Genomic DNA, 25,523 nt, shown 5'->3' on the forward strand with positions numbered 1-25,523 from the left:
GTGGGAAGATCGCCGCGAAGGGATCCCGCAAAACATCTAGATACTAAGGGTGGCGTCCCGGTACTATCTGGCCGGCTCGGGTGCATCCGCGGACTGGCACCGCCCGGGCGGGCGGCCGGTCCGCTCGACACCGCGGGCAGCGGTCAGCGCCCGCACCGTCGACCCGAAGGGACAAGCCATGGACGACTCCTCGCCGATCGGTGAGTTAGCGAGAGACGTGCCCCGGCCACGGCGGCGCGGGCCACGGTGGCTGACGGCCGCTGCCGTCGCCACGACGCTCGTGGTCGCGGCCGCGGCCTGCGGCGGTGGCGGTGACGACGGGAAGGACGCCGCGCCGGCCGAGCCAACCGGCGTCGCGGCGCTGGGCCCGGCGCAGCCGGCGAGCGGCACCCCGGTCAAGGTCGGCGTGATCAGCGACGGGAAGGGGCCGGCTCTCGACAACTCGATCCAGCTGTCCGCCGCGGACGCGGTCGCGAAGTTCCTCAACGACCACCGCGGTGGGCTCGGCGGCCGGCCGATCCAGCTGGTGCCCTGCGAGACGCACTCCGACCCGGGCGCCGCCGCCGACTGCGCCGCCCAGCTCGTCCAGGAGAACGTGGCGGTCACGGTTCTCGGCGAGACGTCCAGCCTCGGGAACGTGTGGAAGCCGCTGCACGACGCCAACATCCCGATGTTCATCTACGGCACCACCGAGCAGAACGCGTTGCACGACAAGGACCGGACGTTCGTCATGGTGAGCTCGGCGACCGGGCTGGCGGACCAGCCGATCGGTGTCGCCAAGGAGCACAAGGTCACCAAGGTGGCCGTCGTCGTGATCGACGTGCCGCAGGCCACCGCCTTCTACGACGAGGCCGGCAAGGACCTCTTCAAGAAGGCGGGAATCGACGTGACCGTCATCCCGGTGCCGCCGGGCACCGCGGACATGACCCCACAGTTGGCGAGCATCAAGTCCGATGACACCGAGGTCCACGTCATCGGCAATGACAGCTTCTGCATCGCCGCGTTCCAGGGCCTGCGCGCCATCAACTTCACCGGGCCGATCAGCGCGCTGTACAGCTGCATCACCGACGCGACACGCAAGGCGGTCGGCTCGTACCTGAAGGGCGTCGTCATCGCGACGCCGGTCGCGGACGGTGACGCGGGCAACGCCGACATCAAGCAGTGGCACGCCATCGTCGACACCTACGCGAAGGGAAAGGTCGACCTCTCCAACTCGATGGGTCTGACGATCTACATGACGATGATGGGACTGCGGGACGGGCTCGACGGGTTCACCGGCGAGCTGACCCCGACCGCCATCGCAGACAAGCTCCACGCGATGCCGGCCAAGCCGGTACCGGCGGGGCCTGGCCTGAAGTTCCGCTGCAACGGCAAGGCGGATCCGCAGACGCCGGCGGTCTGCGTGCGCGGCGCGCTGCTGACCAGCCTGGACGCGAAGGGCCAGCCCACGCTTCCCTACCGTCCTACCGGTGTCTCCCCGATCGAGGACTGAGCCAGTCCCCGCTCCCGCGGATCCCGCTCCCGCGGATTCCGCTCCCACCGACCCCGGCTCCCATCGAGTAGACCCGGAGAGAACCCTCATGGCGTCCACGCTCGTCGAGCGGCACGACGGTCTCGTCACCGTGACGTTCAACCGCCCGGAGAAGAAGAACGCGCTGAACGCCGAGAGCTGGGGTGACCTCGACCGGATCCTCACCGAGGTCGCCCTGAACCCGGAGGACCGGGCGCTGTTGCTGACCGGGGCCGGTGGGAACTTCTCGTCCGGCGCGGACCTGTCGCCGAAAGGGAACGACGCGAGCGGGCTCACTGGCCGCGGCCGGCAGCTGATCCTGCACGAGATGCGGATCGTCGGCGATCTCATCAACCGGCTGCACCGGCTGCCCAAGCCGACGCTCGCCGCCGTCGACGGGGTCTGCGTGGGCGTGGCGCTCGGGCTCGCGCTCGCGTGCGACCTGGTCGTCGCCAGCGAGCAGGCCCGGTTCTGCGAGGTGTTCGCCCGGCGCGGCCTCGCGCTCGACGGCGGCACGTCGTGGACGCTGCCCCGGCACGTGGGGCTGCGCCGCGCCAAGCAGATCGCGTTCTTCGGTGACATCGTCGAGGCGAGCGACGCGTTGGCCTGGGGGATGGTCAACGAGGTGGTCCCGGCGGACGACCTGCCGAAGGTCGCGGCCGCCTGGGGCCGCAGGCTTGCCGCCGGCCCGACGACGACGCTGTCCCTCATCAAGCGTCAGCTTGACGCGAGTGGCGCGCTCACCTTCGAGCAGGCCGTCGAGGACGAGGCCCGCTCCCAGCACATCGCCTACACGACGAAGGACATGGCCGAGGGCATCCGCTCCTTCCTCGAACGCCGCGACCCGCGCTTCACCGGCAGCTAGGATCCACGCCTCACTGACAGCGGAGAGGGCGGGCGCGGAAGGGCAGCGCCCGCCCTCTCCGCTGTCCGCCGCCGACGGGACTCCATGATCCTGCGCGGCCGCGAACGTTCACCGTTCTCTTGGATGCGGGCCCGTGGGCCGCGGGCCGGACGACGGCCTGCCCCTGACATTCCGGCCGGCGAACTACGGCCGGGCGGATTCTGGCCGCACCGACTTCGGCCGGCCGGAAGACGTCAGGGGCACGACGGTGTCGCTCGACAGAATATCTAAAGGTGTCCATGCCGCCATCTCGGCGTCAGGGCGCTGGCGGCGCCGCCGGTACCTGGCGTGGGACCCGTTCCGGCCGCGCCGTCGAGCTGGTCGTCTGACCAATCCGGCGGGACTGGACCTGGATCGCCCTGCCCGGCCGGGGCGGGAGCCCATCGGCCGCGCACGCATATCCGCCCGAAAATGGGCAAATGCGATTTCGCGAGTTCATCATGGATTGACGCGTGCTCGCTCGCTGGTGGCCGTGGCGCCAACCGAGCCGATTACCTCGTGCACGATACGTCCTTGAAGCATTTACATATTTCGGTTACCGTTTGATCGTCGCGGTTGGTAGTCGAGCTGCTTCTCGACTGGATGGCTCCTGGCGTTTTCGCCTGCGCGGGCCCTTTGCCGTGGACATCCCTATGAGCCTGGCGGCCTGAGTGTCCGCCCAGGGGCGCGGAGCTCTGTCCTCCGCGCCGTTCTTCCCCACCCGACGGAAGGAAACGTTGTCGTGCGTTCATCTATGGGCTCGCGGGCGAGGCGAGCACGGTTCCGAAGACTCGCCGCGGCTGCTTTAGCCGCGCTGGCCGGCTCGCTGGTGCTGTTCACGGCGGGAGCGTCGCCGGCATCCGCGATCACGTACCATCCTGTGTCGCTGCCGGCGGACGAGTCCCCGCACGTCGACGCCGGAATGGAATGGTGGTACATCACCGGCCACCTCAACGGCAAGGACCTCCTCGGCAAGAGCCACTCCTATGGCTTCGAGACGATGGTCGTCCGCAATGACGGGATCTCCACGGCGCCCGTCGCGACCATCTACAACGTGAACTTCGCCATCTCGGACCTCACCCGGGGAACCTACAAGGGCACCAAGGAGATCTACAGCATCCAGCCGGACGTCGTCCCGCCCGGCGGCGGCTACAACTTCACCGTCGGGTCCGTGCACATGGACGGGAAGAACGGCGTCAACCACTTCTCCGGCGGTTTCTCGGACCTCAGCTACTCGTTCGGAAGCATGACCGCCAGCCAGTCGACGCCGGCCGCGCTGCACGGCAATGCGGGCATCATTCCCTACGGACCCTTCGGGCAGTCGGGCTACTACTCGCAGACGAACCTGAAGGTCAACGGGACACTGTTCGACCACGGCATGCCGGTGCAGGTGACCGGCACCGCCTGGCTGGATCACCAGTGGGGTGACTGGACACCCGGCAAGGGCGGCTGGGAGTGGTACAGCATCCAGCTCTCCAACAACACCCAGTACATGCTCTACTTCATCCGCGACGAGAACGGCAACTACGTCCAGACGGTCGGGACGCTCGTCCAGCCGAACGGGTCGACCACCAACCTGCCGCCCGCGCAGCTCAGCCGCACCACGACCGGCACCTGGACCAGCCCGAACACCAATATCACCTATCCCATAAAATCGACGGTCACGGTCCCCGGTGGCACGCTGTCGGTGACGCCGCAGCTGCCCGACCAGGAGGTGTGGAGCAGCCTTGTCCCGGTGGGCCAGTACTGGGAGGGCACGGCGACCGTGGGCGGCACGATCAACGGCCAGGCCGTTACCGGCATGGCCTACGCCGAGGTCATTCCGTACATCGAGATGCCGGGCCACGGCTACGTCTGGCAGTCCGTCCTGGACCTCCTCGGGCTGTAACCACCACCCTGATCCCACATCCTGATCCCACATCCTGATCCCGGATCCTGATTCCGCTCCCGGATCCTGACCTCGACGGGCGGTGGGCTCGCGCTGGCGAGCCCGCCGCCCGGTTCCCTGTGTCCTGTGCCGAGGCCGGACGAAGACGGGAGATACCACAGACCGGTCCCGTGCCGTGGAAAAGAACGGTGGGAGAAGAGCCTCGGCGGGAGGGGTGTTTGCGGTCGGCGTGTGGCCCGTATTGTGATCGGAGCTGGCTGGCGTTGGTGGCTGCCAGGGAGCCGCTTCAGGAGGGCCGCCGCTCGCGTGGGTGCATGCGCGGGCGGACGGGAATGCTGCCATCATCCTCTTGTCGGACGGGGCTCGGCGAGGGTGAGCAGGCTGATTCGGGGGAGTACCACGATGCGCGGGGACGGGCGCGCCGGGGGCGCTGGGCGCGGACCCCGGCTGGTGGGCTGATGGCCGACGACCCGTCAGAGAAGGTCCTGGACGTCGGCAGGCCGTTGCGGGCCGAAGATCCCCGCGTCGTCGGGCGGTACACGCTGCGGCGCCTGCTGGGCGCCGGTGGGATGGGCGTGGTGTACCTCGGGCAGGACACCGTGAACGGGCGGTGGGTCGCCGTCAAGCTGATCCGTCCGGACATTGTCGAGGAGCCGGAGTTCCGCGCGCGTTTTCGCCGGGAGGTGGGCAACGCCCGCAAGGTCCGCGGGTTCTGCACAGCGGAGCTGCTCGATGCCGACCCGGATGGCGAGCCCGCGTTCCTCGTCACGGACTACATTCCCGGCCCGACGCTCAGCCAGGCCGTCGCGCGGGAGGGCCCGCTTGCCGGTGCGGCGCTCGAGCAGCTGGCGGTCAGCGTCGCGACGGCGTTGACGGTCATTCACCGCGCTGGCGTCATCCACCGCGACCTGAAGCCCGGAAACGTCCTGCTCTCGCCGACCGGCGCGCGAGTCATCGACTTCGGGATCGCCCGCGCGCTGGACTCGACGTCGGTCATCACCCAGGAGCTCAGTCGCCTCGGCACGCCGGCGTTCATGGCGCCGGAACAGGTCCGTGGCGAGCTGCCGACGCCGAAGGTCGACATCTTTGCCTGGGGTGGCATCGTCCTGTTCGCCGCCACCGGGCGGACCCCGTTCGACGGCCCGCAGGAACTGGTGCCCTACCGCATCGTGACCGAGGAGCCGCCGCTCGACGCGCTCGACGGGCCGCTGCGCGCGGTCGTCGCCCGCGCGATGAGCAAGCAGGTCGAGCAACGGCCGACGGCGACCGAGCTCTACAGCCTGCTGCTGGAGCTTCCCCACCCAGGCGCGGACGAGCCCGTCCCCGACGGTCCCAGGCGGTTCCCCGCGCCCACCGGAAACCCGAACCTCCCGACGTCGCCGCGGCTCCCACCGCCCCAGCAGCCGCCTCCCGCGTCCACGGGTCCACGCACGCCGCCGGGTCCGCACACGCCGTCTGGCGGCCCGTCCACACCGTCTGGCCCGCGCTCGCCGTCTGGCCCGCGTACGCCGCCAGGTCCGCATACCCCGTCCGGGCCACGTACCCCGTCCGGCCCGCGTACGCCGCCGGGACCGCACCCGCAGTCGGGGCCGCATACGCCGCGCCCGCCCGCCGAGCGGACGGCGCCCGACAGCCGCCGCGACGGGACGGGACCGTCCCTGATCGTGCCCGCGCCACGGGGACGCCGCCGGCGGCGGAGCTTCGGCCCGGTCGCCATCGCCGTCACCGGGCTGCTTCTGGCCGCCGTGGTGGGGCTGTTCTCGGGGGTGCCGGCCGCCGGACTGGCGATCATCGTCCTCACGGGCGTCGTCCTGCTGGTGCGCCGGCTGCGGCGGCTGCCGACCTTCACTCCCCGCGGCTCCACCGACCCCGGCCGGATTCTCGCCGGCGACCTGGCCGTGAGCCCGGACGGCACGACGGCCGCCGCGGCCACCGACACCGGCGTCCGGATGTGGTACCTGTTCTCGCCGGTGCGGCCGGCCGTTCTCGGTTCCGGCTCCCATCCGGCGTACCGGACGGCCGTGTTCAGCCCCGACGGCCGGATGCTGGCCGCCGCGGGTCAGGCCGTGGAGCTGTGGGACGTGCGGCTGGGCCCGATGTCCACCCCGCGGCAGCTGAGCACGCTGCCGGCGGGAACGGGCAGGCTGGCGTTCAGCCCGGACGGCCGGCTGCTCGCCGTCGCGGCCGGCCGGGCGACCGGTGCCAACGTGTGGCTGTGGGAGGTCAGCTCACCGGACCGGCCCAGGCTCCTGGCCACGCTGGGCATCCCGGCGTCCGACGTCGTGTTCAGCTCACGCGGGCGCGTCCTGTTCACGGCCGACGGAAACCGCGGCCAGGGGATGGTGAGCGGCTGGGACATCGGCGCCAAGCCCGCCCAGCCGACCGTGCTCGGCCGGATCGAGACCGGTGGGTCCGCCGTCGCGCGCCTCGCGCTGAGCCCCGACGGCACGCTGCTGGCGACGGGAGCCACGGACAGCGGCGTCGCGCTGTGGGACGTGAGCGACCCCGCCGAGCCGGTCGCCCGGGCGACCCTGCTGCGCCGCCGCGGCGGCGATGACGACCGGCCGCAGGTGTCGTTCAGCCCCGACGGGACCCGGCTGCTGGCCGTGTCCGCCACGCTGCCGCCACGCCTGTGGGACGTCAGAAACCCCACCCGGCCCCGGGCCACGTCCACCGCTCCCAACGCGCACTACCAGGCCGTGGCCGCGTTCATCCAGCAGGGCCAGGCCCTGCTGACCGCCGACCGGCAGGGCGCCATCCAGCTCTGGGCCTACCGCTGACGGGCGACCTGGTCGGGGAGGCCGCCGCGACAGACGTGGCGGCCTCCCCGGTGACGGTCGTCGAGGGTGGGGTCGCGAGGTGGGTCAGCCGGCCGCCGGAGCGGGAGCGGTGGCGGCGGCGTGGTCCTGGACGGCCTTGCCGATGGCGGCGGCGGTCTGGTTGCGCCACGTCTCCGACTTGCCGAACTGCCAGTTCTCCGAGGCGAGCGGGGCAGCGGACGCGCCGGTGAAATGTGGGACCACCTCACGTGCGAACAGCTCGTAGCTGTGCCGGGTGGCTTCCTGGTCGGCGAGGTCGGCGGCGAGGAGCAGGTAGCCGCCGAAACCGCCGGACTGCTGCCACAACCGCTCGATCTGCGCGATCGCCATGTCCGGGGTGCCGCAGATGAACGAGCCGGTCGCGTTGCCGTGCTCGATGCGCTCGGCCAGCGGGGTCGACGGGTCGAACGGTATCGGCAGCACCTTCGACTGGTAGGTCTGCACGGCGGTGAGCCCGTAGGCGACGTCCTTGGCGGCCTGTTCGACGGTGTCGGCCAGGTGCATCTGGCCCATCAGCCGCCAGCCGCGCCGGTCCATCGTCTGCCCGTGCCGCGCGGCCGTCTCGCTCGCGACCTCCCAATGGGAGCCGAGAATGTCGAAGCCCGCGGCCTGGCTCGCGGCGATGGAGAGCATCCCGGCGCCGAACCGGCCGGCGGTGCGCGGGCCGGCGGGGGAGAAGGTCGCGGCCACGGCGATCTCCGGGCGCGGTCGGGTGTAGGGGGCGAGCTGCAGCACCGCGTCCCGCAGAGTGAACCAGTCGGTCTGCCGGGTCACCGGCTCATCACCGGCGAGCAGCGCGACGACGGCCTCGAGGGACTCCTCCATCATCTCGCGCTGCCGGTTGGTGTCGATGCCGAGCATGTGGGCGTCGGAGGCGAGCTGGCCGGGGCCCACGCCGAGCATCACCCGGCCGCGGGTCAGATGGTCGAGCAGGACGATCCGGTCGGCGACGTGCAGCGGATGGTGGTAGGGCAGCGAGACGACGCCGGTCCCGAGCCGGATGCGGCGGGTTCTCGYGGCGGCGCTGGCGATGAAGATCTCCGGCGACGAGATGATCTCCCAGCCGCCGGAGTGGTGCTCGCCGATCCACGCCTCGTCGAAGCCGAGCCGGTCGAGGTGCTCGATCAGGGACAGGTCCTGTTCGAGCAGCAGCGTCGGGTTGCGGCCGGCCTGGTGGAACGGCGCCAGGAAGATGCCGAACCGCAGTGGCCAGCGCGCTCCCGCCGCGACCTCGTTGGTGATCGTGTGGGACAGGGACAAGACGAGCCTCCGGCGACGAGAAGCGAGGTGAGCGGTCAGGTGGCCGCTGGCCGGCGGCCGTTGGCCGGCGAACAGCGAACGGCGAACGGCGAACGGCGAACGGTGGTCAGGGGACGAAGGGGCCGCGTCCCATCTGGTCGCGAACGGTGACCACCGCCGGGTTGGTCAGCGCCCGGCGCTGCCAGTTCGCGCCGTCGACGACGAGCGTGTGCCCGGAGATGAACCGGGCATAGGGCGAGGCCAGGAACGTCGCCGCCCAGCCGAGCTCGCGCGGCCGGCCGACCCGCATCGCCGGCTGGGCAACGGCCTTGTCATGGGTACGGGCGAGGTTGGCCTGAATGTCGGTCGTCATGTCCTCGTGCGGGAAGAGCCCGGGAACCAGCCCGTTCACCTGAATCCCGTACGGCCCCCACTCGACGGCGAGCGTCTCGACCATGTTCTTCACCCCGGCCTTGGCCGCGGCCGAGTGGGCGAAGCCGGGTCCACCCGTCCAGGCGTAGGACGCCCCGACGTTGACGATGGAGCCGGGCCGACCGGCGGCCATCAGCCGGCGGGCGAACTCGCGGGCGCAGAAGAAGGTGCCGTTCAGGGTGATGTCGACGACCGTGCGCCAGGCGTTCGGTGACATGTCCTCGGCCGGAACGGGGAAGTTGGCGGCCGCGTTGTTGACGAGCACGCCGGGCAGGCCGAACGCGGCTTCCGCCGCGTCGAACAGGTCGGCGACGTGCTCGGGGTCGCGGATGTCGCAGCGGCTCGCGAGGACCGGGGCGCCGAGCTTCTCCATGGCCTCCCGGCCGGCGTCGAGATGCTCCGGCTTCCGGCTGCCGATGACGATCGCCGCGCCGAGACGGGCGAACTCGGTGGCGATCGCCCGGCCGAGCCCGGTGCCGCCGCCGGTCACGACGACCGCGACGCCCTCGAAGGTGCCGGGCGGTAACGCGCTCTCGCCGGCGCCGGGCGGCTCGGACAGCCCGATGACGCCTTGAACATCGCCGGTCCCGCCGGTCCCGCCTGCTTCGCTGGCGCCGCCGGTCGGGTTCGTTCCCGTGGGTCCGTTGCCGGTCATGTCGTCAGCTCCCCGTGTATCGGGGCGGGCGCCCCTCGGCCCGTGCCGTCCGCATCTCCGCGATGTCGTCCGACCTGCTGATGAACGTCTGGAAGATCAGCTCGTCCGCCATCGACGAGCGCAGCGCCGGCTCCGAGAGATGGCGGATCACGCCGCGCGCCATGTTCACCGAGACCTTCGGCGCGGCGGCGATCTTCTCGGCCATCTCGCGCACCGTCCTGTCGAGCTCGTCGGCCGGCACGACCCGGGAGACGACGCCGTGCGCCAGCGCCTCGTCGGCGCCCATCGCCCGGCCGGTGAGCACCAGGTCGCTCACCACGCCGTGGCCGCAGATCTGGTAGAGACGGCCGATGCCACCGGTGTCCGGGATGACGCCGTAGCCAAGCTCGGGCAGCATCATCCGGGCTCCCTGGGCGGCAACCCGGATGTCGCAGATCAGGGCCCGTTGAAACGACGCTCCAATCGACCAGCCCTGCATCGCGACCAGGATCGGTGCCTCGATGTCGAGCGCGCGCAGGATGCCGCGGTGGCCGCGTTTCATCAGCTCGTGGTGGCTGATCTCGACGGCGCCGCCACCGATCGCGGCGACATCGCGGCCCGAGGAGAACGACTTCCCCTCCGCCCGCCAGATCACCGCTCGCAGGTCGCGTCGTGCCGCCAGCTCGTCGAGGATCTCGAAAAGAGCGAGGTCCATCGTGTCGTCGAAGGCGTTGTGCTTGCCCGGGTTGTTGTTCGTGATCGTGGCGATCGGCCCGTCGATCTCAAGCCGGACCCGTTCGTCAGCCATGTGCGCACGCCTTCCGCCTCACCAACGGCCGCGAAGCCGACCCAGGAGCGACCGGCGCTCTGGCCCCGGAGCGGACCGCGGCTCACGGCCACCAGAAGTGAGACGCGAGCGGCCTTCGCCTCGGCCAGGAGAGCCAGCTCGCTCGCCAGCCGCCCCGTCGTTGTAACAGGGTTCTACCTTCACCGTGTCTTCTGTCGCAAGTGGCGCGGTATGGCCACCACCCCGTCTTCGCTACGTCCCCGGTGGCCCCGATGGGTGCCTGGTCGCCAGATGGTCTGATGGGCGGCACACGGACAGGCATGCGCGGCGAGGTGGGGCCGCGCCCGAGGGTCGCCGGTCAGGGCGGCGGTGAGGTGGCATCCGATGAGGACCAGCCGGCTGGAGGCGTTCAGCGACGGCGTTCTGGCCATCATCATCACGATCATGGTCCTGGAGCTGAAGATCCCCGAGGGCCATGACTTCGCCGCGCTGCGGCACGCCGCCGGCTCGGGCCTGCTGACCTATCTGCTCAGCTTCGTCTACGTCGGGATCTACTGGAACAACCATCACCACATGTTTCAGCTGACGCGCCAGGTCACCGGGGCCGTACTGTGGGCGAACCTGGGGCTGCTGTTCTTTCTCTCGCTGTTCCCGTTCACCACCGCCTGGATGGACGAGAGCAAGTTCGCCCACAGCCCCGTCGTCCTGTACGGCGTGAACCTGATGCTCGCCGCGATCGCGTACTACGTTCTTCAGATGATCATCATTCGCGGGCAGGGCTCCGATTCACCGCTGCGGCGAGCCGTCGGCCGGGATGTGAAGGGCAAGATCTCGCCGGTGCTGTACCTGACCGGCATCCTGTGCGCCCAGCTCGTCGACCCGCACGGACACGTCGGCGTCGTGATCGCGGTGGCCTGCTACGCCGCCGGGGCGCTCATGTGGTTGATCCCCGACCGCCGCATCGAACACGCCGTCCGCGAACTCGGCACCCCGGACTGACGGTCACCTTCCGGCCGGCCTCATGGCGGCTGGGGAGCTACGCGAGCCGGCGGGTGAGGGCGGCCTCGAGATGGGGGAAGCCGATCCGCTCCTGTTCCAGGCGGATCGCGTCACCGTAGGCGTGGCTGACGAGGTCCTGGTGAAGAGCGGCCTCATCGGGGGTCAGGCGGGGCAATGGGGCGCGGTGCTGCGAGGGTTCGCGGACCCACTGGTCAGGGTGCGCCAGCAGCGTGGCGCGGTCCATCAGGAACGACTCGGCGTCGGGTATCTCGGCGCGTAGCCGGTCGAGGATGGCGAAGCCGTGGGTGTCGAGGTCGCCCCAGTACAGGACGCGGCGGCCGGCGAACCACGGGTGCGCGGCGAGGCCGGTCAGCCCGTAGCCGCCGCCGAAGACCGCGGCCGCGTCGGGCACGTCAGGGAAGGCCAGATAGGTGATCTCGTTTTCGAGGACGAACACGGTGCCGACGTTCGGCGCCGCCGCCGCGAGGTCCTCGATCCGGACGCCCAGCTCGCCCACGCCAGGCAGGCGGTTCACGGTCGGGTCGAGGGAGCGGAACCGGACGTAGGCCGGCTGGCTCCGGAACCCGTATCGCCGGGCGAACTGGGCACGAGGAACCGCTTGGTCGACGGCGCCGTCCGGCAGCAGCAGGTCGAGCAGCTCGGCGAGCAGCGCCCGGTGGACCTCGATGAACTTGGTGTCGACTCCCGGCACCGGCACCTGGCGCAGGTATCGGCCCTGGCCGCGTTCGCGCATGAGCCACCGGGTCGTCGCGAGGATCCTGGCCCACTGCTCGGGAGTGTGCTGGAGCACGCGGGCCGGATGGGTGTTCACCCAGTCCACGAGCGCCGCGGCCGTGGCGGAGCCGTCGCCGGGCCCGGTCGTGGGGGTTCCGCGGAACCGGGGCACGGTGCCTTCGCCGGGGTCGGACGCGGCGGCCTCCCGATGTCCCGTCGCGCTGGCCTCCACGAGTCCGCCCGCGGTGAGGCTGCGGCCCTCGCCCGCGGTGAGGCGGCGCAGCTCGGTGAACCGTCGGACGTCGGCCGTGACCTGCAGGAGCCGCCACAGCGCGTCCCAGCCACCGTCGACGACCAGCCTGGCCGGGATCTTGTTCGTCCCGATGCTGCGACCGCCGACGGTCCTGGTCGGCAGCCGGAAGTCCGCCGATCGGTCTTCGGCGGCGAACCACTCCTGGCTCCAGGCCCGCGCCTCGTCGAACCGTTCGGCCAGCTCACCGACCGCCGGCCCTCGCAGGGGAACCTCCACCGTCTCGAACGGTTCGCCCTTGGCCCAGGCCGCGAGATACTGGCCGCTCTCCCACCGCCGGCGCAGGCGGGCCCGCGCGTCCGCCAGCGTTGTCCATCCCGCCGCCTTCGTCCCCGTCCTCGTTGGCCGTGCCACCGGGTCGCCGGTCACCGCGTCACCAGCCGCCGCCTCACCAGCCGTCGGGTCACTGGGCGGTGGCCAGCTCGGCCGCGAGCCGGCCGACCCGCCTGGCCCGGTATTCCTGGACGGTCAGGTTCTGCAGCCGCGAGTAGCTACCGGACTCGTTGTCGACGAAGCCCACCGACGACACGTGCCGCTCGATGACGTGGATCTTCTGCAAAGGAGTGACAATCAGCAGCTGTAGCCCGAGGCGTTCGAACAGGCCGAGCGCGAACCGGGTCGACGCGTCCGACCCGCGGCCGAACGCCTCGTCGATGACGACGAACCGGAAGGTGCGCGGCCCGGAGTCGAGCTTGAACTGGTAGGCCAGCGACGCCGCGAGAATCGTGTAGGCGAGCTTCTCCTTCTGCCCGCCGGACTTCCCGCCCGAGTCCGTGTAGTGCTCACGCTCGGTGTCGTCCGCGAGCGCCCGTTCCGATGCCGAGAACACGAACCAGTTGCGCACGTCGGTGACGCGCCGGGTCCAGATCCGGTCGGCCTCGGTCTGCCCTTCCCGCCCGCGCAGCCGTTCCACGATCTTGCTGACCTGCAGGAACTTCTCCTCCGAGTACTGGTCGGCCTCGCCGCCGCCGGAGAGCGACCCCTCAGTGCAGGCCCGTAGGTCCGCGCGGAACTGCCTGACCTCGGTGTTCGGGGTGTCGTCGAGTTCGAGCCGGATGAAGGTGCCCTGGTTGTACTCGATGGACGTCAGCGACTCGTTGATCGTCGCTACCCGCCTCCGGATCAGATCGCGCTGCCTGTTCAGCTCGGCCTGGAACGTCGCGATGTCGCGGATCGTGTTCACGTTCAGGTGGGTCTTGAACTCGGTCTCGAACCGCGGCAGGTCGTCGCGAACCAGCCGGGCGTGCAGCTCCCGGTACCCGCCGATCGACTCCACGGAGTCGTCGAGCTCCGCGGTCTCCAGCGGGTAGGCCTGCCGGAACCGCCCCATCTTCGCGACGAGGCGCCGGCTGGTGGCGGCGCGGCGGTCGCTGACCTGCCGCGACTCGTGACGGATGGTGTCGTCGAGCCGCCGGCCGGCGTCCACCCATTGGCGCGGTGTCGACGGACGCGGCTCGGTCAGCCGGGCCGCCAGCGTGGTGAACGAGGCGCTCGCCGGCTCGAACTCGGCCGCGGACAGCATCTGCTCGCATTCGGCCAGCTCGGTCTCGGCGTCACCGCGGCGCGCCTGCAGCCCGCCGAGGCGGCGGCGCAGCTCGTCGCCCTGCTCGTCGGCCCGGGTCAGCTCGTCGGTGAGCGCTCCGAGCCGCTGGGTGATGTCCGCGAGCTCCGCCGACGCCTTCTCGAGCCCGGCCTTCTCCGCGGTCAGCGCGTCGATCTCCTGGGCGACCGAGCGCCAGTCGAGCTCACGCCACGCCTGCGTGTCCGCGAGCAGCCTGACGTTGGTCTCCCGAGCGCCGAGCGCCTCGATGTCCGCCGCGACGGCGCCCAGGCGGTCGGTCATCTCCGAGAGCTCCGCCTGCACCTGGGCTGCCCGGGCGACGATCGCGGCGATCTTCTGCTCGTTGCTCCAGCCCAGGACGTACTGCGTTCGGTCGTCGACCCGCCAGCGGTCGTCCTTCTCGTGCCGGCCACCGGTGTGCTTGACCTGCCCGGTGCGGGTGACGGCCTTCGCCGCGCGGCGGAAGTCGTCCATGGTGGCGACGCACTCGTGGTCGGCCCGTGACTCCAGCTCGCGCCGCAGCCACGGCAGGAACGGCGAGTCGGACCTCAGGTCGAGGCGGTCGACGAGCAGCGCGTTCCCGCTCGCGGACTGTCGCTGCCTCGGCGGACCGGCGGCCGACGGCACCCTGAAGTAGATCAGCCTTGCCCGCAGATGGTTGCGATCGATCCAGTCGGAGACGGCCCGGTAGTGCCGGTCCGGGACGAGCAGTGAGAGCCCGAAGCCGTGCAACAGCCGTTCGGCGGCTCCTTCCCACTCGCGGTGCTCGGGCGAGACCTGGATCAGCTCGCCGGCGAACGGCAGCTCCGCCGCGTCGAGACCGGTCTCGGAACACAGCCGCCCACGCAGTTCCAGGCTCCGTACGGGAATGTTGCTGCGCCGCTGCCGCAGGCTCGCGATCTCGTCCCGCAGCGCCCCGGACTCGTCGCGGATCATCCTGCTCCGGACGTCCAGGTCCGACCGGCGTCCCTCCAGCTGCTGGCGTTGCCCGGTCAGCCTCTCGGCGAGCCGGGTGAACTCACGACGCCGCGCGTCGAACTCGCCGGCGTCGCTGACCGCGTCCAGACCGAGCGTGACAAGCCGGGCGTCGAACACGCGTGCCCGGGCCTCGCGGGCCTCCCGGTCCTGGTCGAGCCGGCCGAGTTCCCGCTCGATCTCACCGAGGCGGCCGCCACCGAGACCGGCGCGCTGGAGCTCAAGGCGCTTCTCGTCCGCGCGCAGCGTCCGGACCCGGGTATCGAGGTCGCCCGCGCGCACCGTGTCCTGCTCGATCCGCACGTCGAGCTGGCGGATCTCGCCGCGCAGGAACGCCGCGGTGCGGTCGGCGACGAAGTACCGCACCGCCTGGGCCTCGGCCGCGAGCGAGTGTTCCCGCCCGCCGAACTGGTCGTACTCGTCGCAGTCGCCAAGCAGTGGGGTGAGCGTCTCGAGCTGGTCGCGGGCCCGGCGCACGGCCGCGTGCGCCCTGGTCAGGTCCTCGAAATGGGCGACGAGCTCGTCGACGCGCCGGCCGACGTCCTGCTTCTCGAGCATGTGCGCGCGGACGAACTCGTTGAGGTCGCCGACGGACTTCATCGACACCGTCTGGTGGAACAGCTCCATCGCCTGCTCGGACTCGACGGCGAGCAGGCGCCGGAAGGCACGACCGTAGCCGGGAAAGCCGTCGTGGACGTCGACGCCGCCCCTGCGCAGCTTGCGCTTCAGCGCGGGAATGTCCTCACCGAAGTCGGCGAAGTCGGCGGCGATGCCCAGGTCGCGTGCGGCGGTGGCGTAGAACCGTTCCGGCTGCCCGGTGTCGTCCGCCGGCTGCCAGAAGACCTGGGCCAGGCTCGCGGTCGCGCCCAGCGCCTCGTTGACGAACACCCCGAGCAGCACCGAATAGGTGCTGCCGTCGGTCCGCAGCCCGACCGGACGGGATCCGCCGGACGACTCGACGCGTTCGGACTTGTAGTGGCCCTGGACGTAGGAGCGCAGCGTCCGCTCGCGGGACTCGGCGCCGGCGGCCCGGTTGTAGGAGATCCGCTGCGCGGGCAACAACAGCGTGGTGACCGCGTCGACGACCGTCGACTTGCCGGAGCCGATGTCGCCGGTGAGCAGGCCGTTGTCCCCGCCGACCCGCAGCGTCCAGACGCGGCGGTGGAACGTGCCCCAGTTGAGCAGCTCGAGCCGGTCGAGCCGGAAGCCCGGCCGCGGTGGCGCGGCCGCTTCCGCCTTGTCCACCGCGGCCACCCCATCCGCGTCGGCCGCGGGCGGCGTCCGATGATCGTTCTCCGAGCGAACGGCGGTCATGCGTCCTCCTCGGTCGAGCCGGCCAGCGTCCGCGCGTACCGGGTGAGGCCCTCGTCGAAACCCGACAGCCACTGGGCGTCGACGAACGCCTTGAGGATCCGGCGCACCTCGTACGTCTCGTCGGAGCCCGGCAGCTTACGCAGGAACCCCAGGTCGACGGCCTTGCCGAGATGGGCGTCGATCTCGTCGACGAGCCGGGCCTCGTTGCGGCCGGCCGGCAGGAACATCCGCATCATCTCGACGAGGTCGGCGCGCGCCAGGACGAGCCGCGTGTCGGCGTTGTCGGTGTCGAACTCGGCGAGCCGCTTGCGCAGCAGGGCGAGCAGCAGGCTGACCGGGAACGACAGCGCCCGCCGGGCGATCAGCCTGGGCACGGCCTCACCGTCGTCGCCGTCCGGGCGTGACCGCAGGAAGGCATACCCCTCCGCGTCGTCCACGATGACCTGCAGGCCGAGCACGGCGACGTAGTCGGAAACCCGCGCGCGCAGGCCGAGCAGGTGGCGCCACACCTTCTCGTGCTGGTCCCGGTACACCGGCCCCTTCATCAGACTGGTGACGACGAGCGACAGGTTGAGGTCGGACAGGGGTGCTGTCGCGGCCCGCGCGGACGAGGTGGCCCGCCCTCCGCCCGGGGCGCTCGCGGGCTCAGTCATCCGCGCGGCCCTCACCGGCCGCGGCGATGCCCGCGCCTGACGCGGCGGCCGTGTCAGGCGCGGCGGCCCAACCGGCGCGGACGAACGTCACGCGCGGAACCGTCGCCACCCGCACCACCCCATCGTCGCCCTCCCAGGTCAGCTCGTCCGTGGCGCCGTCGTCGAAGACCACGCTGAAGGCCTCGTCGCCCAGGGAGAGGTAGGCGACCAGCTCCGCCAGGCCTCGCTGGAGCGGGCGGTCCACGAGCAACGCGGGGAGGCCGACTCGGGGCCGGCTGGCCAGCGCGTCGCGTACGGCCGTCAGGAGTTCCGCCTGGTCGACGTGGACCTGGTCATAGAGCGCGTCCGAGTCGAAGTCGCCGTCACCCGCCGCCAGCCCGGTGCTGTCGATCACCGTCCGGCGCTTCGGCGCGTACAGCCGGCGCTCCATCGGCAGCACGATCCGGGGCGCCGTCTCGTCCAGCTCGGCCCCGGGCAGCGGCCCGGGAGCGTCGCGCAGCTGGAGGGCGTGCGCCTCGATGCCGCGCAGGATCTCCCCGATCCGACGGTTCTCCAGCCATACTCGATCGTCGAGGAAGCGCCGCAGCTGCGCGGACAGCAGCCGCACCGTCGCCTGGGTTCGCTCGCCCGCGGCGAGCCAGTCGTGGTGAATCGTGCCGAGGCGCGGGTCGGCGCCCGCGAGCGCGGGAAGCTCCAGGACCTGGTCGAGCAACGCCGTGAACCGCGCCTGCCGATCCGCCGAGAGCAGGAAGTCGTAGAAGGCGCCGAAGCTCCTGCCCTGGTCGGACTCGGTGATGCTGCCCCGGCTGCGCAGGACCTCGTCGAGCAGCTCGCCCTTCGCGCCGTCGAACGAGGCGATCTGGACGCGCAGGCTCCGGTCGAGCTCGCGGAAGTTCGTCTCGACCTGACGGAAGTCCGCCAGCAGCTCGCGTGCCATGTCGGCGAACTGCTGGAACCGGTCCCGCTGGGCCGACGGGTTTAGTACGTCGAGCTCGCCGCGGCTGACCCGGTCGATCTCCCGGTCGAGCGCGTCCCGCTGGCGCCGCAGCTCCTCGAGGCGCCGCCCCGGGTCGGTCTCGGTCCCGAGCGTCATCTGGCGGAGCAGGTCGAACAGGGTGTTCAGCCGCGACTCCGTGCCGACGAAAGACCGCGCCCGCAGCCCGGACAGGAACGACACGACCTGCTCCAGCGCCGGGGTCGCGTCGAAGTGTGGCTCGTCGGAATCGGGTGGGTAGTACTTGCGCAGCCAGCCCTGCTCCGCGCCGGCCCAGTCCTCCAGGTAGGCCTTCGCCGACCGCGGGTAGGTGCCGTCACCCAGCTGCTGGTTCAGCGTGTACAGCGTGTCGTCGAGCCGKCCGGCGAGCGTCGACGCGGCGATGTCGCGGACGTTCTCCTCGACGAAGACTTGGGCGAGGAAGCTGACGACCAGCGGGGCGTGCTCCGCGCGCAGCAGCCGCCAGGCCGGTCCGCGCCGTAGCAGCTCGACCGTCTCGTAGTCCAACTGGTCGTCCAACGGACGCCTCCTCCCGGTCGCCGCGATCGTAGGTGACAGGTCCGACAACGGCGTGTGCCCGGCGCTCAGCTCGACGTGACCGGTGGGGCGGGACTGTCGGGCGCGGGACGGCGGAGCCTATGCGGACCTCGGTGGCGGTGAGGTCCATGGCGGATGGGCTCGGTGGCCGAGGATGCTGGAGAATGAGCACCGCAGGTCAGGACGGGCTTGGTGCGTCGGGCAGGTGCCCGGGGGAGGCACGACGTGGCGGTGGCGTCAGGAACGCGCGCGGTGCCGTTGGAGCTGTTGCCGCACCTGCGGCGGGCCCGTGACCACATCGACCGGCATTACCGGGAGCCACTCGACCTCGACGAGCTGGCCCGGGTCGCGCGGGTCTCGAAGTTCCATTTCGCCCGCTGCTTCGAGGCGAGCTACGGCGAGACGCCGATTCGCTACCTCACCCGTCGCCGGATCGAGCGGGCACAGGACCTGCTCCGGCACGCCAACCTGACGGTCACCGAGGTGTGCATGCTGGTCGGTTTCGCCAGCCTCGGCTCGTTCTCGACGCGGTTCACCCAGCTGGTGGGAGAGAGTCCCGCCGCCTACCGCGATCGCTGGGCCGCCCGCGGGGGACCACGGATCCCTGGCTGCTACCTGTTCATGCGCGGCTCCGTGGACCCCCGTTGCACCGCCAGCCCGAACCCCGGCCAGAAAGGCTGAGCGCGCGCGGGCCCGGTGCGCGTGGCGCATCCGCGTCCGGGCGCGCCGGCGTGGGTGGCGGCGACGTGGGCGTCAGCGCGGCAGCGGCTCGCCGTAGAAGAAGTCGTCCATGACGGCGACGTCGTGGCTGGCGTCCTCGGTCGGGCCGAGGACGACGTAGACGATGCGCACCGAGGCGATGACCGGCTCCGGGTAGGCGACGCCGAGGAAAGACAGCGCGTCCGGACCCGACGGCACCCGTTCGGTACCGATCTTTTTGCCGTCGGCGTCGTAGTACTCGAACGTGGGCCCGGCGTCGGTGTCCACATCGGCGTAGACCGCGCCGAACCCGCGTACCGTCGCCGGCTGGTTCGTGCCGGGCACGAAGAACTTCAGGTCGACGGTTTCGGTGCCGACCGGAGTGAACAGCCGCGGCGCGCTGAAGGTCTCGAAGGTGGCCGGGTAGCTCGGGTTGAGGTCGCCGAACCGGACAGGGACGCCCGCCGGGTTGCCTTCGTCGGCGCTCACGGACAGGTGGCCACCCGCGCCGACCTCGAGTACCAACCCGCGGGCGCGCGGCTCCACGGCCGCGTTGAAGAAGTCCGCCGGCAGCGTGTTCGGCGCCGCGAGCTCGTCCGGCACACCGTCCCAGTTGATCTCGCGATGGCCGTTCGGGGCGCCGCCCGGCGCTCCACCGTTGTCCGGTCCGAGGATTCCGCGGAACTTCTCGACGGTGGCGCTCAGTGCGTCGCCCGCGCCCATGACCACAGTCGGCTCGGCCGCGGCCGCCACCCCCAACGGCGTGGCCGGTCCGGTGGCCTGGTCGCCGCTGGCCGGCTTCGGCTCGGTCGAGGTGCCTGTGCCGCACGCGGCGACGAGCACGGCGGTGGCGGCGAGTCCGGCCAGCACCGCCGGAAGACGGCGCGCCAGCGCGCCTGGGACGCGTGCGCACGTCATGTCCGCGTCCGAGGCTGGCCTTTTGCTTGTGACGTGGGCGTCTGTGGCTTGGTAACTGACCCGCATGGCGGCAGCATCCCGGGACCCGGCGAGCGGGAACATCGGGGGACTTCCTCCTACAGGCGAATGGCTCCAGCGGCCGGCCCGAGGCGTCCGGCCGGCGGCGCGTGGCCCGAGGCGCCCGGTCACCGGTCACCTCCGGCCCGCGACCTGCGCAATTTCGGAGAAGCGAGCCGCGTTCGGTCTGGCCTAGGCTGACTTCATGATCACGAATATTTCGCTAGTCACCGTCTACTGCCGCGACCAGGACGAGACGAAGAACTTCTACGTCGACGTCCTCGGCTTCGAGCCGCGCACCGACATCACCATGGGCGAGGGCTTCCGATGGGTCACCGTCGGGCATCCCAGCCAGCCAGAGCTGGACGTCACCTTGATGATCCCCGGGCCGCCGCTGGACCCGGAGGCCGCCGAGTTCTACCGCCGGCAGCTCGGCAAGGGGAACATGGGCGGCCTCGGGCTCACCGTCGACGACTGCCGCAAGACCTACGAGGAGCTGTCCGCCAAGGGCGTCGAGTTCCTGCAGGAGCCGTCCGACCGGCCTTACGGCGTGGAGGCGGTCATGCGTGACAACTCCGGCAACTGGCTGGTCATCGTCGAGCCGCGGGAGTTCAGCCCGGCCGACTTCGCCTGACCCTCGGGACCATCGGGACCCTCGGGAACATCGGCCGCTGGTGGCGCCCCGGCCGCGGAAGGCGCGGGGCGCTCCGTCCTCGGCTCGCCGGACTTCACGGTGATGACGCCGGCCAGGATGAGGACGCCGCCGAGCAGCTGGACGGGCCGGGGGAGCTCGGCGAGCAGCAGCCAGGCGAAGCCGAGCGCCGCCACGACCTCGAACAGGGCGACGAACGAGGCGAGGCGCGGCCCGAGCCGCCGGCTGGCCGCGATCCCCGCGCAGTAGGCCAGCGCGCACGCGACCAGGCCGACCAGCGCCAGCGGCACCCACCAGAGCACCGTCACGTCCCGGTAGGTCACCGGCGCCGTCGACGCGGCCATCGGCACCATCCCGACCCCGCCCGCGACGACCAGCGCGACCGCGCCGACCACGAGCCCGCCGGCGGCGAGCACGATCGGCGGAAGGCCCGTGTCGTCGGCCGCTGACAGCACGAAGTAGATCGCCGCGCCGACCATCGCGCCGAGCGCCCACAGCATGCCGACCAGGCTCACCTGGGTGCCGTCGACCAGGTCGAGCACGCCGACGAGCCCGAGCGCGGCGAGGACGGCACCGACCAGCGTCCGCGGTCCCGGCCGCTGCCCGTGCCGGCCCCAGAGCCACAGCACCACCAGCACCGGCGCCGTGTACTCGATGAGCAACGCCGAACCGACCTCCATGTGGTCGACGGCGTTGAAGTAGCACAGCTGGCAGCCGGCGACCGCGATCAGCCCATAGCCGACCAGCAGCCCGGCGTTGCGCCGCAGGAGCCACCACCGTCCGCGCAACGCGACCAGCGCCGGCACCAGCAGCACCGCCGCCGCGATCATCACCCGTGCCGTGACCGCCGCGCCCGCCGTCCAGCCGCTGTCCATCAGCCCACGCGCGAGTGCCCCCGACATCCCGAACGACGCCGCCGAGACGAGCGCCAGCAGCGTGCCAACGGCGGACCCGCTGCCCGCGGCGACGTGACCCGCCGCGCCGTTGTCAGGGGTGCCGTTCGGCAGGTCGGGGGCGGCGCCACCCGCGGTGACGGGGCCGGCGAGCGCACGGACGCCGGCCCCGCCCGCCAGTGTGGCCACCGCGGCGCCGTCTCCCGCCCGGCCGGGTGCCGCCATGTCATGTGTCAGGGACTTCATGACTAATGACGCTATGTCGGTCGGGTGTAATATGTCAACGTGCTGTTTGCTCATGACACGGAGGCGTCGCTGCTCGCGGCGGTCTGGCTGGTCAATTCCGCCGAGCCGCCGGACACTCTCGAGACCGTCGAGCAGCTGGACGACTTCTTCGACGAGTTCCACTACACCGGCCACCGCGACGGCGACGAGACCGAGCTCGCCGCGGTCCGCGAGCTGCGCCCGAGGCTGCGCCGCCTGCTCGCCGGCAGCCGCGACGACGCCGCCGAGGTGGCCAACCAGGTGCTCGCCGACGCCCACGCCGTCCCGCGCCTGGTCCGGCACGGCGGCTTCGACTGGCACATTCACGCCGTTCCGGGGAACGCGCCGTTCACTACTCGGATCATGGTCGAGACGGCGATGGCGATGGTCGACCTGATCCGCCTCGACGAGATGACCCGTCTCGCCGTCTGCGCCGCCGACGGCTGCGAGGGCCTGGTCATCGACCTCTCCCGCAACCGCTCCCGTCGCTTCTGCTCGGTCGCCTGTGGCAACCGCGAGGCCGTCGCCGCCTACCGGGCCCGCCGGCGAGCGCCAACTGTATAGAAATTCTTCGCGTTTCCCCTAACAAAAAGTAGATGGACCTCCGTTGAGGTCCAGAGCAGGCTCTGCGCGTGCGATGTCCGCGCGCGGACCGATGTGGACCGATGTGGACTGCCGGCCCGGCTGGAAGGTTGTGCGTTGATGACGAGGCGGGGCTGGGCGCTGTTCGCGGCGATGAGCGTGATCTGGGGAATTCCCTACCTGCTCATCAAGGTGGCGGTCGAAGGAGTGTCGGGGCCGGTGCTGGTGCTGGCCCGCACGGGGGTCGGCGCGCTGGTGCTGGCCCCGCTGGCGTTGCGTGACCGGGAGGGCTGCGCCCAGGTGGCGCGGCACTGGCGGCCGATCCTCGCGTTCGCCACGATCGAGATCCTCGGCCCGTGGATCCTGCTCTCCGATGCCGAGCAGCATCTGTCCAGCTCGCTGACCGGCCTGCTCGTCGCCGCCACTCCGGTCGTCGCGGTCGTCGCGACGCGGCTCGCCGGCGGCACCGAACGCATCACCATGGCCCGCTGGCTCGGCCTCGCGATCGGGACCGGCGGCGTCGCGGCGCTCGCCGTGCCCGGCATCGACGGCTTCGGCGTCCGGCCGGTCCTGGAGGTTCTCGCCGTCGCGGTCTGCTACGCGACCGCCCCGTTGATCGCCGTGCGCCGGCTCGGCGACGTGCCGTCGTTGCCGATGACGGCCGCCTGCCTCACGTTCGCCGTGCTCGTCTACACCGGCCCCGCCGTCGCGACCTGGCCGAGTGCCGTCCCGAGCGCCCGGGTTCTGGGCGCGCTCGTCGCCCTCGGCCTGATCTGCACGGCGCTGGCGTTCGTCCTGTTCTTCGCGCTGATCCGCGAGGTCGGCAACGCCCGCGCGACCGTCATCACCTACGTCAACCCGGCGGTCGCCATCGCCGCCGGCGCGATCTTCCTCGGTGAATCGCTGACCTGGTCCATCGGCGTGGGGTTCACGCTGATCCTCGTCGGTTCGGTCCTGGCGACGACCTCCGCGCGGCCACCGGCCGCGACCGAGCCACCCCTGGTCGCCCCGTCCACCCTGTCGGCCCCGTCCACCCTGTCGGCCTCGGCCGTCCTGGCCGGGTCGGCCACATCGGTCGCGGCACCGCCGGCCTCGCCACACCCGGCTCCGGGCGCGCCGTCGACCCGACAGCCGGGCGTGCGCGGCTGGGCCCTGTCCCGCCACAAGCCCGCCCGCTAACGCCGCCTCACCAGACGCCCCCCGTCCGCGCCAGCTGGCCGACGATCAGTCAGACGCCGCGCGTCACCACTGGCGCGCCGCGTCTGACTGATCTCCAGAACTCACGCCTCTCCAGAACTCACGCCGCGGCTGGCGGCAGCCGCGGCGGGCGGCATCAGCCGGAGCTCGCCCCGCGCGTCCCGTAGCGGGCGCGGAGGTCGACCTTGCGGACCTTGCCGCTGGCGTTGCGGGGGAGCACGTCGACGATCTCGATGGCGGTCGGCTTCTTGTAGGAGGCGAGCCGGTCCCTCGTCCAGGTGAGGATGTCGTCKAGCGTCGGCGGGTCGTTCGGGTCGGCGGGTTCGATCACCGCGAGCGGCGTCTCGATCCAGCGCGGGTGCGGGACGYCGATGAGGGCCACGTCGCGCACCTTCGGGTGGCCGGCGACGGCATTTTCGACCTCGGCGCAGTAGATGTTCTCGCCACCTGAGATGATCATGTCCTTCTTCCGGTCGACGACGTAGAGGAATCCCTCCGCGTCCTCACGGACGAGGTCGCCAGAATGGAACCAGCCGCCGGCGTACGCCGCCGCCGTCGCCTCGGGGTTGCGCCAGTAGCCGGACATGAGCCCCGGCCCCCGGTAGACGATCTCCCCGACCTCGCCGCGCGGCACGTCCCGCATCTCGTCGTCGACGATGCGGACCGCCACCGTCGGCACCGGCCTGCCGACCGACCCCAGCTTGCGCGGCGCGTCGGCGCCGTCCAGCACGCAGGTGACCGGCGACAGCTCCGTCTGCCCGAAGACGGCGACATTCGCGACGCCCGGAAACGTCGCCGCCATCGCCTCCAACGTCGACGCCAATGCGGGCGACGCGCCCCAGGACATCGACTGCAGCGCCAGATCCCGCTCCCGCACCCCTGGCACCTCGCACACCGCCTGCCACTGCGTCGGCACGAGGAAGGCGCTGGTAACCCGCTCGCGGGCCATCAGGTCGACGAGCGCCGCCGCGTCGAACGCCCCCGTCGGCACCACGACGGCCCGGCCGCCGGTCAGCAGCACCGGTGCCAGCGCGCCGACGCCGGCGATGTGGAACAGCGGAGCGCTCACGAGGACCACCGCCTCGCCGTCGGCGAGGCGGTAGGAGCGCATCGCCGTGATCGCCTGCATCAGCAGGTTGAGATGGGTCAGCATCGCGCCCTTGGGGCTCCCGGTCGTCCCCGACGTGTACATGATCAGGAACGTGTCGGTCTCGCGGACCTGGGCGTAGGGGAACCGTCCACCCGCCACCCCGGCCGTGCCCGCGTCGTCCGGCCGTTCGGGTTCGACCGCGACCGCCGCCTCGAAGTCCTCGGCGCCGGCCCCGGCCCGCGCCGGATCGCCGCCCGCCACCAGGCACACCTCGACCGGCACCTGGGCGCGCGCCGCGGCGGCGACCGGGGCGGTCGCCGCGTCCGCGACCAGCGCGACAGCGCCGCAGTCGTCCAGGATCCAGGCCACCTCCGCGCCGACCAGCCGGAAGTTCACCGGCACCGCGACCGCGCCGGCCCAGGCGGCGGCGAGCACCGTCTCGATGTGCTCGACGCGGTTGAGCATCAGTGTCGCGACCCGGTCGCCCGGCCGGATCCCGCGCCGCACCAGCGCCGCCGCGATCCGCGACACCCGGTCGGCGAGCTCGGACCAGGTGACGCCGCGACCGTCGAACCGCAGGGCGACGCCGTCCGGGATCTGATGGGCGTGCCGCACCAGCTGCGTCACCCAGGTGTACGTCCGTGCGGCCTCGAGAGCCGGATCGGGCGCTCCCCGGCCGCCGCCCGCGCCCGCCGCGCCCGCCCCCGAGATCGTCCGGTTCGTCGTGGTCACCATCCGTCCGCCTCCAGATCCGCCGGGCGCCCCGCCGCCGATTGTGTGACGCCGATCACTGACGTTAGGTCGGATCGGCCGCGCGCGGAACCCGGGACCGGGCGTTCGTCCGGCGCAGGGAGCGGACGGCCGTCCAGGGAGACGTCCCGAGAAACCGCGAGAGAGCTGG

General features: G+C 71.6%; 19 protein-coding genes. 9 read left to right on the top strand and 10 right to left on the bottom strand.

All coding sequences use genetic code 11. The features are described from left to right. The first annotated feature begins 178 nt into the window (after nt 1-178). From BCD49_RS25610 to BCD49_RS25625, 4 genes are all read left to right on the top strand, one after another. Nucleotides 179-1,492, top strand: a complete 1,314-nt coding sequence (locus BCD49_RS25610) for an ABC transporter substrate-binding protein (protein WP_007506756.1) — start codon at nt 179-181, stop codon at nt 1,490-1,492. Between the two features lie 88 nt (nt 1,493-1,580). Next, entirely contained in the window at nt 1,581-2,375 is a 795-nt protein-coding gene (locus BCD49_RS25615; protein WP_007506755.1) for an enoyl-CoA hydratase/isomerase family protein, read from the top strand. A gap of 760 nt (nt 2,376-3,135) precedes the next feature. Next, complete coding sequence (locus BCD49_RS25620) at nt 3,136-4,281, top strand: lipocalin family protein (protein WP_007506754.1); 1,146 nt, start codon at nt 3,136-3,138, stop codon at nt 4,279-4,281. Between the two features lie 458 nt (nt 4,282-4,739). Further along, nucleotides 4,740-7,061: a WD40 repeat domain-containing serine/threonine protein kinase gene (locus BCD49_RS25625; protein WP_007506753.1), complete on the top strand. Its 2,322-nt coding sequence runs from the start codon at nt 4,740-4,742 to the stop codon at nt 7,059-7,061. Between the two features lie 84 nt (nt 7,062-7,145). Here BCD49_RS25625 and BCD49_RS25630 read toward each other — a convergent pair whose 3' ends face one another. The 3 genes from BCD49_RS25630 to BCD49_RS25640 form a co-directional block, all read right to left on the bottom strand. Continuing rightward, complete coding sequence (locus tag BCD49_RS25630) at nt 7,146-8,360, bottom strand: LLM class flavin-dependent oxidoreductase (RefSeq protein ID WP_083401691.1); 1,215 nt, start codon at nt 8,358-8,360, stop codon at nt 7,146-7,148. A gap of 106 nt (nt 8,361-8,466) precedes the next feature. Then, nucleotides 8,467-9,426, bottom strand: a complete 960-nt coding sequence (locus tag BCD49_RS25635) for an SDR family oxidoreductase (RefSeq protein WP_007506750.1) — start codon at nt 9,424-9,426, stop codon at nt 8,467-8,469. Nucleotides 9,427-9,430: 4 nt separating this feature from the next. After that, nucleotides 9,431-10,213, bottom strand: a complete 783-nt coding sequence (locus BCD49_RS25640) for an enoyl-CoA hydratase/isomerase family protein (RefSeq protein ID WP_007506749.1) — start codon at nt 10,211-10,213, stop codon at nt 9,431-9,433. A 363-nt stretch (nt 10,214-10,576) separates the two neighbouring features. Here BCD49_RS25640 and BCD49_RS25645 point away from each other — a divergent pair, with 363 nt between their 5' ends. After that, a complete protein-coding gene (locus BCD49_RS25645) occupies nt 10,577-11,191 on the top strand; it encodes a TMEM175 family protein (RefSeq protein ID WP_007506748.1) in 615 nt (204 codons plus the stop codon). A gap of 37 nt (nt 11,192-11,228) precedes the next feature. Here the strand turns inward: BCD49_RS25645 and BCD49_RS25650 are convergent, their stop codons facing one another. Genes BCD49_RS25650 through BCD49_RS25665 form a run of 4 tightly spaced genes read right to left on the bottom strand, consistent with a single transcriptional unit; the run spans nt 11,229 to nt 18,252 of the window. Continuing rightward, a complete protein-coding gene (locus BCD49_RS25650; protein WP_007506747.1) occupies nt 11,229-12,605 on the bottom strand; it encodes a Wadjet anti-phage system protein JetD domain-containing protein in 1,377 nt (458 codons plus the stop codon). A 34-nt stretch (nt 12,606-12,639) separates the two neighbouring features. Next, nucleotides 12,640-16,086 (bottom strand): ATP-binding protein, encoded by a 3,447-nt coding sequence (locus BCD49_RS25655; RefSeq protein ID WP_007506746.1) that lies wholly within the window; start codon nt 16,084-16,086, stop codon nt 12,640-12,642. Next, nucleotides 16,083-16,739 (bottom strand): DUF4194 domain-containing protein, encoded by a 657-nt coding sequence (locus tag BCD49_RS25660; protein WP_007506745.1) that lies wholly within the window; start codon nt 16,737-16,739, stop codon nt 16,083-16,085. The genes BCD49_RS25655 and BCD49_RS25660 overlap by 4 nt, the downstream gene beginning before the upstream one ends. Next, nucleotides 16,732-18,252, bottom strand: coding sequence for a DUF3375 domain-containing protein (locus BCD49_RS25665; protein WP_007506743.1), 1,521 nt, complete (start codon nt 18,250-18,252; stop codon nt 16,732-16,734). Before BCD49_RS25665 ends, BCD49_RS25660 begins: the two co-directional genes overlap by 8 nt. A 243-nt stretch (nt 18,253-18,495) precedes the next feature. On the opposite strand from BCD49_RS25665, the gene BCD49_RS25670 reads away from it, so the two are divergent. Beyond that, nucleotides 18,496-18,951, top strand: coding sequence for a helix-turn-helix domain-containing protein (locus tag BCD49_RS25670; protein WP_007506742.1), 456 nt, complete (start codon nt 18,496-18,498; stop codon nt 18,949-18,951). Between the two features lie 72 nt (nt 18,952-19,023). Here the strand turns inward: BCD49_RS25670 and BCD49_RS25675 are convergent, their stop codons facing one another. Then, nucleotides 19,024-19,887, bottom strand: coding sequence for a hypothetical protein (locus tag BCD49_RS25675; protein WP_051467492.1), 864 nt, complete (start codon nt 19,885-19,887; stop codon nt 19,024-19,026). A 262-nt stretch (nt 19,888-20,149) separates the two neighbouring features. On the opposite strand from BCD49_RS25675, the gene BCD49_RS25680 reads away from it, so the two are divergent. Then, the gene (locus tag BCD49_RS25680) at nt 20,150-20,578 is read left to right on the top strand and encodes a VOC family protein (protein ID WP_007506740.1); all 429 of its coding nucleotides are present in this window, start codon (nt 20,150-20,152) and stop codon (nt 20,576-20,578) included. On the opposite strand, the gene BCD49_RS25685 is transcribed toward BCD49_RS25680, so the two are convergent. After that, the gene (locus BCD49_RS25685; protein ID WP_007506739.1) at nt 20,488-21,735 is read right to left on the bottom strand and encodes an EamA family transporter; all 1,248 of its coding nucleotides are present in this window, start codon (nt 21,733-21,735) and stop codon (nt 20,488-20,490) included. The two genes, BCD49_RS25680 and BCD49_RS25685, sit on opposite strands and share 91 nt — an antisense overlap. A 39-nt stretch (nt 21,736-21,774) precedes the next feature. Here BCD49_RS25685 and BCD49_RS25690 point away from each other — a divergent pair, with 39 nt between their 5' ends. Continuing rightward, the gene (locus tag BCD49_RS25690; protein ID WP_007506738.1) at nt 21,775-22,317 is read left to right on the top strand and encodes a CGNR zinc finger domain-containing protein; all 543 of its coding nucleotides are present in this window, start codon (nt 21,775-21,777) and stop codon (nt 22,315-22,317) included. A gap of 138 nt (nt 22,318-22,455) precedes the next feature. Continuing rightward, the gene (locus BCD49_RS25695; protein ID WP_007506737.1) at nt 22,456-23,514 is read left to right on the top strand and encodes a DMT family transporter; all 1,059 of its coding nucleotides are present in this window, start codon (nt 22,456-22,458) and stop codon (nt 23,512-23,514) included. A 154-nt stretch (nt 23,515-23,668) separates the two neighbouring features. Here the strand turns inward: BCD49_RS25695 and BCD49_RS25700 are convergent, their stop codons facing one another. Continuing rightward, a complete protein-coding gene (locus BCD49_RS25700; RefSeq protein WP_071041996.1) occupies nt 23,669-25,357 on the bottom strand; it encodes an AMP-binding protein in 1,689 nt (562 codons plus the stop codon). Between the last annotated feature and the right edge of the window lie 166 nt (nt 25,358-25,523).

The sequence above is a fragment of the Pseudofrankia sp. EUN1h genome, from assembly GCF_001854645.1.
GTDB lineage: Bacteria > Actinomycetota > Actinomycetes > Frankiales > Frankiaceae > Pseudofrankia > Pseudofrankia saprophytica.